The 12,243-nt window shown below is 46.8% G+C and carries 10 protein-coding genes; 8 read left to right on the top strand and 2 right to left on the bottom strand.

Annotated features, from left to right (window positions below):
* Nucleotides 1-31: 31 nt before the first annotated feature.
* Both ACFFUV_RS03590 and ugpB read right to left on the bottom strand, forming a co-directional pair.
* Nucleotides 32-913 (bottom strand): ABC transporter permease subunit, encoded by an 882-nt coding sequence (locus ACFFUV_RS03590; protein ID WP_390189751.1) that lies wholly within the window; start codon nucleotides 911-913, stop codon nucleotides 32-34.
* Nucleotides 914-970: 57 nt separating this feature from the next.
* Nucleotides 971-2,263, bottom strand: a complete 1,293-nt coding sequence (ugpB, locus tag ACFFUV_RS03595; protein WP_390189752.1) for a sn-glycerol-3-phosphate ABC transporter substrate-binding protein UgpB — start codon at nucleotides 2,261-2,263, stop codon at nucleotides 971-973.
* A gap of 330 nt (nucleotides 2,264-2,593) precedes the next feature.
* Here ugpB and ACFFUV_RS03600 point away from each other — a divergent pair, with 330 nt between their 5' ends.
* The 8 genes from ACFFUV_RS03600 (at nucleotide 2,594) to ACFFUV_RS03635 (ending at nucleotide 12,106) form a co-directional block, all read left to right on the top strand.
* Nucleotides 2,594-3,469, top strand: a complete 876-nt coding sequence (locus ACFFUV_RS03600; RefSeq protein ID WP_390191822.1) for a DMT family transporter — start codon at nucleotides 2,594-2,596, stop codon at nucleotides 3,467-3,469.
* Between the two features lie 201 nt (nucleotides 3,470-3,670).
* The gene (locus ACFFUV_RS03605) at nucleotides 3,671-4,624 is read left to right on the top strand and encodes a lactate/malate family dehydrogenase (RefSeq protein ID WP_390189754.1); all 954 of its coding nucleotides are present in this window, start codon (nucleotides 3,671-3,673) and stop codon (nucleotides 4,622-4,624) included.
* A 217-nt stretch (nucleotides 4,625-4,841) separates the two neighbouring features.
* Nucleotides 4,842-6,977, top strand: coding sequence for a TonB-dependent siderophore receptor (locus tag ACFFUV_RS03610; protein WP_390189756.1), 2,136 nt, complete (start codon nucleotides 4,842-4,844; stop codon nucleotides 6,975-6,977).
* 177 nt (nucleotides 6,978-7,154) lie between these two features.
* Nucleotides 7,155-8,051: a Fe(3+) dicitrate ABC transporter substrate-binding protein gene (locus tag ACFFUV_RS03615; protein WP_390189757.1), complete on the top strand. Its 897-nt coding sequence runs from the start codon at nucleotides 7,155-7,157 to the stop codon at nucleotides 8,049-8,051.
* Nucleotides 8,051-9,052, top strand: coding sequence for an iron chelate uptake ABC transporter family permease subunit (locus ACFFUV_RS03620; protein ID WP_390189759.1), 1,002 nt, complete (start codon nucleotides 8,051-8,053; stop codon nucleotides 9,050-9,052). Before ACFFUV_RS03615 ends, ACFFUV_RS03620 begins: the two co-directional genes overlap by 1 nt.
* Nucleotides 9,049-10,011, top strand: a complete 963-nt coding sequence (fecD, locus tag ACFFUV_RS03625) for a Fe(3+) dicitrate ABC transporter permease subunit FecD (protein ID WP_390189761.1) — start codon at nucleotides 9,049-9,051, stop codon at nucleotides 10,009-10,011. The genes ACFFUV_RS03620 and fecD overlap by 4 nt, the downstream gene beginning before the upstream one ends.
* Before the next feature lie 3 nt (nucleotides 10,012-10,014).
* The gene (gene fecE / locus ACFFUV_RS03630; protein ID WP_390189763.1) at nucleotides 10,015-10,782 is read left to right on the top strand and encodes a Fe(3+) dicitrate ABC transporter ATP-binding protein FecE; all 768 of its coding nucleotides are present in this window, start codon (nucleotides 10,015-10,017) and stop codon (nucleotides 10,780-10,782) included.
* 271 nt (nucleotides 10,783-11,053) lie between these two features.
* On the top strand, nucleotides 11,054-12,106 hold the full coding sequence (locus ACFFUV_RS03635) for a GGDEF domain-containing protein (RefSeq protein ID WP_390189764.1): 1,053 nt from the start codon (nucleotides 11,054-11,056) through the stop codon (nucleotides 12,104-12,106).
* The last annotated feature ends 137 nt before the right edge of the window (nucleotides 12,107-12,243 follow it).

Here is a 12,243-nt window from a genome sequence, read left to right on the forward strand (position 1 = left end):
CTAATGATGGTTTGAAGCCGCGCTATTACGGTTAGTAGTGGACCCGTTTTTCCACCAAGCGAAATTGAATAAACGTTAGCGAGAGAACCAAGAGTAATAGCACCACCGATTGCGCTGAGCTGCCTCCGAGGTCAGCCCCAACAAAGCCGTCACGGTAAACTTTGTATACCAGTGATGTGGTACTGCCGCCGGGGCCGCCATTCGTCATGGTGTCAATGACGCCAAACGTATCGAAAAAGGCGTAGGTCAAATTAATCACCAATAAAAAGAACCCGGTGGGCGCGAGCAGAGGAAACGTAATCGTCCAAAATCGCTTGCTGTCACTCACGCAGTCTAGCGTGGCTGCTTCTTTGACCGCTCCGGAAATGGACTGTAAGCCAGCGAGGAAGTAGATAAAGTTCACTGCGACTTGCTTCCAAACTGACATCAACACCAGTGCAAACGTGGCGTCAAATGGATCGGTTTGAAAACTAAAATCCCAGCCTATAGCCGCAAAAAAATCGGTTAATACGCCAATGTGTGGGTTAAACATAAAGCTGCCGATGACGCCGGCAATTGCTGGCGCAACAGCATAAACCCAAGTGAGCGTCACTTTATATGTACTTTGACCATGAATAATGTTGTCGGCTTTGACCGCGAGCAGCAGTGCGAAAGAGAGTGAAAAGAACGAAACGATAAACGCAAAACACAACGTAAAGCCGACCGATTTTAAGTACTCGTCAGAGCCAAATAGCATTTGATAGTTTTCAAACCACACAAACGTGGAAGACATTCCCCATGGATCTTCAAGCATGAACGAGAGGTACACCGCCTTGACGGCTGGATAAATAAAGAAGATACCGATAATAACGATTTGCGGTGCCAAGAAGAGATAGGGCAGTGGAGAGTGAATAAATTGTTGGCGACGTGGCATTTCGCACTCCTGATAATAGAAACGCCTTCCCTTATCACAAGAGAAGGCGGTGTGGGGTTATTGAACGGTGCGGGCGAAACGTTTGAGTAATTGCGAACTCTCGGTTTCTACTTTGTCCAAGCTTTGTTCGACACTGGAGCTTCCAGCAAAAATATTATCGAATTCACGGTTCATGACTTCACGGATTTGTGGATAGAACCCTAATCGGTAGCCTTTTGCCCACTCGCCATCGGGGAGACTGAGCTGCTTCACGCCCACTTCAGCATTTGGATTTTTTTGGTAGTAGCCAGAGGCTTTAGTGAGCTCATAAGCCGCATTGGTGACTGGCACGTACCCCGTTGTTTTATGCCAGTACATTTGGGTTTCTGGTTGGGTAAGATAAGCAAAAAAAGCCGCAACGCCTTTATCTTGTTCTTGGTCGTGCCCACTGAGCGCAAACAGCGCACCGCCTCCGATAAAGGTATGAACCGGGTGATTACTCAGAGAAGACCAGTAGGGCAAATAGGTTGTGCCCAACTCAAATTTTACGCGGTCACGCAAGCCACCAAATGAGCCCGATGAACCAATCCACATGGCGACTTCTTGTCGTTCAAACGGAGTTTGGTTGGCATCCCAATCGCTTCCATAATATTTGTAGTAGCCCTTATCGGACCACTCTTTGAGCTTATTGAAATGCATTTTCATGTCATCGCTATTAAACGTCAGTTTGGTTGCGAGGCCGTCGTAGCCATTGTGTTCATCCGCAAGCGGCAGGTTGTGGCGTGATTTGAAGTTCTCAAACATAATCCACGGTGTGTGTGATTGTGAAAAGGCAATGTGGCCCGCTTTCTTGAGTTTCTCTGCGGCTTTTTCGATGTCTTCATAGGTTTTAGGAACGTCAACGCCGGCCTGACTAAGCAAATCTTTGTTGTAGTAAAGTACGGGAGTGGAACTATTAAATGGCATGCCGACCATCTTTCCACTGTTGTCAGCATAAAAGTTGCGAACCCCTGCTAAGTAATCTTCGGAGTGAAAAGGGTAACCCGACTCGACCATAATATCGGCCACGGGTTTTGCGACGCCTGGTGCGTTCATGATGGTGGCAGCACCAGCATCGAAAACTTGGAGAATATTGGGCGCTTCACCAGCGCGAAAAGCCGCAATTCCGGCAGTGAGCGTTTCTGTGTAACTGCCTTTGAACACCGGTGTAATTTTGTACTTGTCTTGTGAAGCGTTAAACTCATCGGCAATGTGGTTGACGGTATCGCCAAGTTGTCCGCCCATAGCGTGCCACCAAGTGATATCGGTTGCTGCAAACGTCGTTCCTGAAATCGTTGCAGACAGCACGCCTGCTAGCCATAGCTTATTCATTATCCATTTCCTTGTAAGGTTTCGAACGAGACTAAGTGTGTTTCGCTTGCAGGCTATGGTGCGAAATTTATATTGCAGATTGGTGAGCCTAATGTGTCAGCTCAATGAAGCTTTGTTGACGAAACGATGGCAAAGCCTTGAGTTATCAATGTATTGGCAGGTAAATTTTGAATGTTTCATTAAGTTATTGAGCTTTGTATAAACGAAACATCATCGTGAGTGATATTTTGATCGCTTGTTGAATTTAGGTTTGGCATGATGAGGCAGTCTGAGTGAATCTGGTTCTCAGTTTTGCTCCCGTATCTTTGTTTGTTATGAGTAGTCATGCCTGTGAATTCAGAACGTAAAGCGAGCCTCATTTTAGTGGTGACAACCTTGTTTGCCGCCTTTGGTTGGATCTTTTCCAAAGAGACCATTGCTGGGCTGCCGCCATTTGCCTTTGTTGGGTTGCGGTTTCTGGTCGCGTCTTTGTGCATTTTGCCACTGTGTTACCGCGCGCTAATTAACGCCAATCGTCAAGCAATTGCACAAGCTGCGATGGTTGGTGTCTTGCTTAGTGGCGCTCTCCTTAGTTGGATTCATGCCATTTCCATCAGTGAAACTTTGGGGGAAGGGGCGTTTATCGTTAGCTTGTCGATGTTGATCGTTCCGCTGATTGCATGGCTGTTGTTCAAACAAAAACCAAAACGTATTTTTTGGGTATCCCTCCCTATCGCCGTGATTGGCCTTGGCTTTCTCTCACTGGCTGATGGGTGGCAGGCTTCCAGCAGCCAACTGTGGTTTTTGGTCAACGCGAGCATGCTGGCGCTGCATTTCAATATCAACAGCAAATATTCGCAAACACTTCCTGTCCTGCTGCTAACCTGCATTCAACTGTTTGTCACCGGGGTGATCGCCATGATAGCGAGCGCGATGTTTGAAACCATGCCTCAATCCATTGAACCGAGTATTTGGGGATGGTTCGCGTTGAGCGCCGTTCTTGCCACCGCGCTTCGTTATGTGATGCAAACCTTAGGTCAAAAACACATCAATCCGGGAAATGCCGCGCTGATTATGATTTTAGAGCCGGTATGGACGGTGGTTCTGAGCGTTTTATGGTACGCCGAGCAGCTTTCCCACTCAAAACTGATTGGCTGTGTATTGATTTTGCTCGCGTTGATTATTTATCGAACGGATGGTCGGCTGAGATTACGTGCTTATCGCTAAACGTAAGCAGACGATTGCTCTGTTTTGGTGATTATTGATGTATTTTAGTGCAGGTTAAAAAGTGTTACGTATTGCTTTTGTTGTTATTTGCAATATTTATGGCTGATTTAATCTTATTTTAAGAAATTTAGTTGAAGTGAAAACGTGTTTAATAGGTATAATTAACATTGATATACATGAAGTCATCTCAGGGAGAGAAACATGAAAATTGGTGTTATTGGTGCGGGCGCGGTTGGCGTAGGCGTATGTAACTACCTGTTAACTATGGGCAGTGTCAGTGAATTAGTACTGCTTGATCAGAATTTGGAGCGAGCCGAAGGAGAGGTGTTCGACTTCCGCCACACTGCCGCATTAACGTTTTCTAAGAACACACACATCGTGCCGACAGATGATTATCTGACGTTAATTGGCTGCGATATTGTGGTGATCACTGCAGGATCCCAGATTAAAGATGGCCAATCGCGGACTGACTTGGCGGAAATCAATAGCCAAATCGGAGTGGATATTGCTAAAAAAATCGAGCGAGTGGCTCCAGGTGCGAAGCTGATCATCGTCACCAACCCATGTGATATCGTCGCGCACTTTATTGTTAAAAATACACAATATAAAGCGCAGCAAGTGATCAGCGCTGGCTGTGTGATTGATACCGCAAGGTTAATGTCAATCGTTGCAAGCCGCATAAACCTAGACCCTAAAAATGTGTTTGGGTATGTTTTGGGCGAGCACGGTAGTCACTGTTTTACCCCAAAAAGCCTTATCTCAATTGCTGGCCAACCAGCGGATTACTACTGTGATACACATCGCCTACCACGCATTGATGCCGATAAACTGCTGGAGTCAGTGAAGCAGGCCGGGTTTGAGATTTTTAAACGCAAACAAAATACCACACATGGTATTGCTGCGAGCGTCTTTCGAATTATTCAAGCAATTATGATTAACGAACGCTCAGTGCTTCCCGTTGGCAGTATGATGCAAGGGGATTACGGGCTGAATGATGTGGTGCTCAGTCTACCTACCATCGTTGGTTCTAACGGTGCGGAATCTATTTTACAACACCCATTTAGCGATGAAGAGCAGCAAACCCTGCAAGATATCGCTTCCAGCTTAAAGTCAGTGGTCGCTCAAGTTGCCAAGAGCACAGGATTAAACGCCTAACGTTCACAAACTCAGTGAATGGGGAGTGTGCCCGGTGATATTGATGATATTGCTGGGCATTGTTGTTTCCATGCTGAGTATTAAACCAGTGGCGTAGGTATGACGGTTTATTCATCATCCAAATGATAAGTGCGGAGTATATCAATAAAATAAATTGTAATGAGAATTAAACTCAGTTAGATTTTGCAGCCCTATTCTCATCACACAATGAATAATAATGGCGGGTTTTACTAAGTTTCATCCTTTGTTTCTTGCCGTATTGGCGGGGCTGAGTGCGCAGGCACATGCAAACGACGCGTTGACGTCAACCAACAATTCTACATCTCAAACGAGCAATAGCGCTGACGATTCACAAGATACAGTGACGGTTTATGGACGAGCTCTGTCAGTCTACCGTGCGCAGCAAGCCAGTTTAGCCACAAAAACTGCGACCGATATTGACGATACGCCTCAATCGATTCAAGTGCTGCCACAGCAACTGATTGAAGACCAAGGTGCGCGGCAAGTTACCGACCTTTATCGTTCTATCAGTGGGGTGAGTCAGTATTCCTATTCGGGAGTGACATTTCGCGGTTTCCGCCAAGATGAGATTCTTTATGATGGCATGCGCGGTGACCCATTTAATGGTTTTGCCATTCCACAACTTTTTAACATTGAGCAAGTTGAAGTACTGAAAGGGCCCTCGGCCGCCATTTCAGGCAGTGGCGAACCGGGTGGGGTGATCAACTACACCACTAAAAAACCGACGTATGATACGCAGCGAAAGCTGTCCGTCACGGCGGGTAATCAAGATTTTGTCAGCGGTAGCCTTGAGCTGTCAGGGGCCGCGAATGATGAGTCCACTCAGCGTTACCGCATCGGTATTTATCAAGATCACGAAAATCCCGCGCGTGACAATACTGACGTACGTAATCGGATTATCGATTTAGGTTACGCGTGGGACTTTGGCGATACGACGACGGTGACAGCCCAGTTTACCGACATTATTCAACATTTCGGCGGTGCTCGTGTTCGTGGCATTCCAACCGATGATGCCGGAAACTTTTTAACCGACATTGACTGGAATGCAAATTCGGCATCGGACTACCAAGATCTTGAAGCTCAAGTTTATCAACTGCGTGTCGATCATGATTTTAACGCTTGGTTAAGCGGTAATGTCACGGCCCGTTACTATGAAAATCAAGAAACACAAAAATACCATGAACCCGTGGGGTTCAGTGATACGGATGGCGATGGAGAGGTCGACTGGAGCGCGCGTCAATATCGTGACCAAGTTCGCTCTAACCAAGCAGGTGCATTGAGTGCTAACCTCATTGCAGAGCTTGGTCAACATACCTTGTTGGCGGGCAGTGATTACTATCGTGTGGATCAAGATTACGTTTACTATCGTGCTAAAACAGCGGATGGCGTTTCTGGTGTTAGTCTACAAAACCCAGACTACAGTGATGACGCCTCGGATTATACGCTTAAGTTGGCTAAGCAAACGACCTCACGTTCGGATCGTTTTGGTGTTTATTTGCAAGACCAATGGGCCGTCAACAAGCAGTGGAATCTACTCGCAGGGATTCGCGCCGATCTATTTGATGATGAAGTCCATGATTTAGTGGGCGATGAAACGAGCTCTTATAACGGCTCCGGCGTTTCTTACCGTTTAGGAACAACCTATAAAATCAGTGAGCAACTGCATCCTTATGCGGTGGTTGCGAGTGGCTTTGTGCCACAAGATGCATCAGACCAAGCTGCGTCGAATGGTGGACCTTTCGATCCCGAAGAAAGTTTGATGTATGAAGCGGGTATACGTAGCTACTGGTTTGATAATGCCCTCAATGTCAACCTAGCGGCTTACCGAACCATTAAGGAGAATATCCTTCAATCTGACCCTGAAGACTCTGATCGCTTAGTGGCATTTGGAGAAGTGCGTAGCCAAGGTATTGAAGTGGATATGTTGGCCGACCTAACTGAAAACTGGACGGCGAATTTGAGCTACGCCTATAACGATACGGTCGTTAAAAAAGCGTACGATGGTATTACCAACGCGATTGGCAAACGTTTTTCGAATGCACCCCATAATCAACTGGGTATGTGGACACGCTATGACGTAAGCGCCCTGAATTCGTCTCTCGGTTTTGGTGCCGATTATGTGAGTGAGCAATATAACCGTAGCGGGCAAATCGTGAAGTCCTATGTAGTTTACGATACATCGTGGCAAACACGTTGGCAGCAGTGGCAGTTCCAACTGAATGTCAAAAACTTGTTTGATAAAGAGTACGCAGTTAGCGGATTTAGCAATAAAACCGGACACTTCCCAGGTGAGCGACGTCGCGTTTACCTCACCGCTAATTACCAGTTTTAATCCTAGGGCCTGAGTTACTCAGGCCTTAGTTTTATCTGGCTGAAGTGATGGGCGTTGATTATTTGTATTTCGAATATGAATAATTATCAATTGATTTATTGTTTTCTTTTTATGGTTTCGGCGTACAATCGTCAACGTCGTTTTTTGTAGCAAAGTAATGTAAGGTATTGGATTAATATGTCTTTTTCTTGGGTTGTGCGAGGCGCGGTGGCGCTGTTTTGTTTGTGGAGCACCATCGCGGCGGCGGTGACAGTGACCGATAGTCGTGGTGAATTTAGTCTTGATTATCAACCACAGCGAATTGTGGCACTGGAGTTTTCGTTTGTTGACGCTCTCGCCGCAGTAGATGTGAGCCCTGTTGGCATCGCGGATGATAACGATCCAAGTCGTTTACTTCCTGCCGTGAGTGAGAAATTAGGTGATTGGACTTCGGTCGGTACTCGTTCGCAGCCCAGTTTAGAGGTTATCGCTTCACTTAAGCCCGACCTGATCATCGCGGATGTTGACCGCCATTCTGCGGTATTTAACGATTTATCTAAGATTGCGCCGACCATATTACTACCGTCACGTCGAGAAACGTATCAAGATAACCTCAAGTCGGCGGCGATTATCGGTAAGATCGTTGGTAAAAATAAGCAGATGCAGTCACGTTTAGCCAAGCACCATCAAACAATGCTGAGCTACGCTAAAAAACTGGCGGTATTGAATGGCAATCAGATCCAATTTGGTGTCGCGCGGGAAAATGATTTTTATGCGCATTCTTCTCAGTCTTACGCAGGTGGAGTGATCAGTGCCCTTGGTTTGAGCTCTCCTCAGGTACTCGACAATGAAAAAGCCTCACGCCAAATTAGTTTGGAGCAGCTACTTGGTCTCAACCCTGATTATCTGATTGTCGGTGATTACACAGAGAACAGTGTGGTCAAAAAATGGCAAAAACAGCCATTGTGGTCAGTGCTAAAAGCCGTTTCGAATCAACATGTTTATCACGTCGATGGGAATATGTGGGCACGCTGTCGCGGGATATTAGCCGCCGAATATATGGCCAATGATTTACTGAAATTGGTTCAATCTTAATGCATCGAGCGTTACCTCTTTCTTTTACGGGCGTGATTTTCACGCTCGCCTTGTTTCTGACGCTAATGATGTGGATCGCGCTATTTAGTTACTCGGCCGTTCCTGTGTCAGCAGGCGAAGCGGTGGGGGCTATCTTCTCGTTTGATCCTCAGCAGATGGCGCATGTCGTCGTTCGTGAGCTGCGATTACCTCGTGTGCTTGAAGCGGCTGTGGTGGGCAGCTCTCTGGCGGGCGCGGGCTGCTTAATGCAAGCATTGACGCGAAATCCTTTGGCCTCTCCAAGTTTATTTGGGGTTAATGCTGGCGCAGCGCTTGGCATGGCATTAGTGACAACGCTTTTTATTTCTCAGTCGATGATCAGCAGTTCACTCGCAGCGATGGTGGGTGGTTTTGGTGCATGGACATTAGTCATGACACTTGGCGGCGCATGGAAGATGGGCTCAGAACGTGGGCAACTTATTTTAGCGGGTATCGCGATCTCCGCTTTGTGCAGTGCATTAACCAAAGCCAGTGTTATTTTGGCGGAAGATCAAGCCATCGCGGTGATGAGTTGGCTTGCTGGGTCGTTTGCACATGTTGATTGGCCGACATTAAAAACCAGTTGTCTGCTGTTAGCGCCAACTTCGCTGGCGGCATTATTGATCACACCCAAAATCAATTTGCTAGCGATGGGGGACGAACGAGTTAAAAGCCTTGGTGTCAATTTGACACGTTTGAGAATACTGATTGCACTGATCGTGTTGATTTTAGTGAGCATCAGTGTGAGCGCCGTTGGAGCCATCGCATTTGTTGGTCTGATTGTACCGCATATGGCGCGAATGCTGGTGGGGTTTGACTATCGCCGGATTTTACCTGTTGCGATGTTGGTTGGGGCTTTATTGACCATTAGCGCCGATATACTAAGTCGCGCCGTCAGTTTTCCGACGGAAACTCCAGCAGGCGCCGTGCTGGCATTAATTGGTGCACCTTGCTTTTTATATCTGGTGAGGAATAAACAGTGAACACTTCGCTTCGAGCGTTACTGCTCTTCAGCATGCTATGCTTGCTCGCTGTCGCCGCGAGCTTATGCTTTGGTGCGGTGAATTTAACCTTAGAACAGGTGATGGACGGGTTTCGTCATCACAGTGAGTTTTATTTTACCGTGCATGAATATCGCTTACCGCGCACTATCCTTGCCATCGTCGTCGGGGCCATGCTGGCCAGCGCAGGTGTGCTGATTCAGGGAGTGATAAGAAACCCTTTAGCCTCTCCAGATATTCTGGGGGTCAGTCATGGTGCTGGGTTGGCGGCGGTCATTTTGATGACGTTATTTCCTGCTGTTTCTGTGTATTGGTTACCTGCGGCCGCGCTTTGTGGCGGGATCGCTGCGGCACTCATTTTAGCCCTAGTGGTAGGGGGGGATGTCAGCCCAGTACGTTTGGCGATCACCGGCGTTGCGCTGGCGGCGCTATACGGCAGCGCCATAGACTTCTTGATTCTAATTCAACCACTGGAAATCAACAATGCGCTGTTGTGGCTAACGGGCAGTTTATGGGGGAGAAGTTGGGACCAATTGAGTATGCTTGCGCCATGGCTGCTTTTAACGCCGGTAGTTTTGTGGCTTAGCCAAGCGTTAAACCTACTGACCCTCGGCGATGAAAGGGCCACCAGCTTGGGAATTCATGTCCAATGGACTCGTGTCGGTGCGCTTTTGCTTGCTGTCGTATGGACGGCGGCTGCCGTCGCGGTATGTGGTCCAATTAGCTTTTTAGGCCTAGTTGCCCCGCATCTTGCGAGACAGCTAGTCGGTGGTCGCCATCAAATATTACTGCCTACTGCGATGTTGGTGGGCGCCGTTTTACTGTTACTGGCTGATTTTATAGCGCGTACCATCGACCCTCCCATCGAGTTGCCTGCCGGGATTTTAACCGCGATTATTGGCGCACCGTACTTTCTATATTTGCTATTTAAATTGAGATAAACAATGCAGCTACACACAGAGAATTTGATGGTTGGTTATGGACGTACTCCCATTGTTAAAGGCGTCAATATTACCGTTCCTGAAGGTAAAATCACGGCATTGCTTGGTCCAAATGGCTGCGGTAAATCAACGCTGCTTAAAGCGCTGTCACGCATTTTGCCCGCGCAGCAAGGCGTTGTTTATTGGAATGATCAACCGATTCAACAAACCGATTCAAAGCAACTGGCTCGCCACTTGGCTTTGCTTCCTCAAGCTCAAGAAACCCCTGAGGGCGTCACGGTGAGAGAAGCCGTCGCTTATGGACGAAGCCCTTATACCGGTTTTTGGGGACAACTGTCCGAGCATGACCAACACATGGTTACACAGGCGATGAGAGCGACAGGCGTTGATCTTTATGCCGAGCGCGCGGTGAGCGATCTTTCTGGTGGTCAACGACAAAGAGTCTGGTTAGCGATGACGCTCGCACAAGATACGGATTATATTCTGCTGGATGAACCGACAACCTACTTAGATTTAAGTCATCAAGTTGAGTTGATGAATCTGCTAAGAACTCTACAGCGACAAGGAAAAACGGTTGTTTGTGTGTTGCATGATATTAATCAAGCGTGCCGTTACAGTGATCATTTAATTGTAATGAAAGAGGGTGAAGTCGTGGTTGAAGGAGAGCCTGAACAGGTTCTTACTCGGCCGTTACTCAAACAGGTGTTCGCGTTGGAAGCGGAAATTCACCGAGATCCTATTGCACAAACGCCGATGTGTGTCGTACGTTAAATCACTTTAATGCGAATTACATGCATAAAATCGGTAACATTTTCTTATAGATATAGCGTATTGTGTGGTTAGCTCTTATAACTGTTAGGACTATCAGTTATGCGAATCATAGCGGTATGATTTAGACAATCAGTATATTGAGATGTCTTCGATGCCATCGGCCGCTTCGCCGATGATGAGCGATGCATATCCACTAAATTGTTTGTTAGTCTGATTGCTCATGGCCATGGTAACTATCGAACGATTTTTATTTCGAAGGACGGTCGTTATCATGATTGCTAAATTATTCGTTCACTACCTTTCTCTTACTAGCGATGATCGCCAATATCGCTGGGCATACCTCAACTTTGTCAGTGCGTTACTTATTGCCGTTAACGGTCTATTTTTTCTCACTTATAATTTGTTTATTGATTATTACCCCGCTTTAATTTGGGCGATGGCACTGACACTAATATTGGATATCACCAGCGTTTACTGGTTACTGATTAAGCGTAATGTATCCGTCTCGAGCTACATATTGGTGTCGATAGTGTTCGCGATGACGCACTTCTATATGTTTGATGTCCAAAGCTCAGAGTATGCACTCATCTATGGTGTACTCAATCCGGTGATTGCGATTACGTTATTACCACGAAGCTACCTCAAGTGCATTTTGCTAATGCAATTTATGGTATTCAACTATCTACTTCTGGTTCATATTGGGGTGAAGGAGCAACAAACACTTGGCTGGGCGAGTTACACTAACCAGCTCTCGGTTTGGCTGACGGTCACGGTGCTATTTTGGTATATCGATACCAGCCGACTGCAGGCGAATCGTAAGGTATATGAAGCCAAAGACCAGCTTGAGCGATTGGCGACAACAGACTCATTAACGGGTGTCCATAACCGCCGTTTTATTGAAAAGCGCCTCATTGAGCCTCCTTTCATTCATTCTATTGCTTTGATTGATGTCGACAATTTTAAGCAGGTTAATGACCACCATGGTCACTCGGCAGGTGATGGCGTATTGCAGTCGATTGCTCATATTCTTGAGCATATTTTTCAAAGGGTTGGTGTTGTCGGGCGTTGGGGAGGTGAAGAGTTTATCATCCTTATTACCGAGCAAGATCCCAAAAAAGTGGCTGAATACCTTGAGCATGCGCGGCTGGCAATTTGTCATTACCCAATGGCGATTTCTCAATCGGTTTCCATTAGTGTTGGTTGGGGGCGGTTTCACCAAGAAAATATCGAACAATCAATTCGCTCTGTCGATAAGGCGCTTTATCGCGCCAAAGCCAACGGCAAAAATCAAATCCGAACGGCCTCTTTGTTGAGCGAGTATTGATGACTTTTAAGTAACTCATCATGGTTACATTTGATTTTGTAAGCTTAAGCGGTACAACATGGGTGATTACTGCTTGGTTATGGAGCGACACTGAAACCGTGTTCGCGTCTCATTTAACGGAGACTAAGCCGCTATAC

Origin of the sequence: Vibrio olivae (assembly GCF_042428525.1) — a bacterium.
Lineage (GTDB): Bacteria > Pseudomonadota > Gammaproteobacteria > Enterobacterales > Vibrionaceae > Vibrio > Vibrio olivae.

Excerpts from the sequence above, each read along its gene's own strand:
- ACFFUV_RS03635 (WP_390189764.1), top strand. The coding sequence starts at position 11,054 with ATGATTGCTAAATTATTCGTTCACTACCTTTCTCTTACTAGCGATGAT.
- ACFFUV_RS03620 (WP_390189759.1), top strand. The coding sequence starts at position 8,051 with ATGCATCGAGCGTTACCTCTTTCTTTTACGGGCGTGATTTTCACGCTC.
- ACFFUV_RS03590 (WP_390189751.1), bottom strand. The coding sequence starts at position 913 with ATGCCACGTCGCCAACAATTTATTCACTCTCCACTGCCCTATCTCTTC.
- ugpB (WP_390189752.1), bottom strand. The coding sequence starts at position 2,263 with ATGAATAAGCTATGGCTAGCAGGCGTGCTGTCTGCAACGATTTCAGGA.
- fecE (WP_390189763.1), top strand. The coding sequence starts at position 10,015 with ATGCAGCTACACACAGAGAATTTGATGGTTGGTTATGGACGTACTCCC.
- ACFFUV_RS03615 (WP_390189757.1), top strand. The coding sequence starts at position 7,155 with ATGTCTTTTTCTTGGGTTGTGCGAGGCGCGGTGGCGCTGTTTTGTTTG.
- ACFFUV_RS03605 (WP_390189754.1), top strand. The coding sequence starts at position 3,671 with ATGAAAATTGGTGTTATTGGTGCGGGCGCGGTTGGCGTAGGCGTATGT.
- ACFFUV_RS03610 (WP_390189756.1), top strand. The coding sequence starts at position 4,842 with ATGGCGGGTTTTACTAAGTTTCATCCTTTGTTTCTTGCCGTATTGGCG.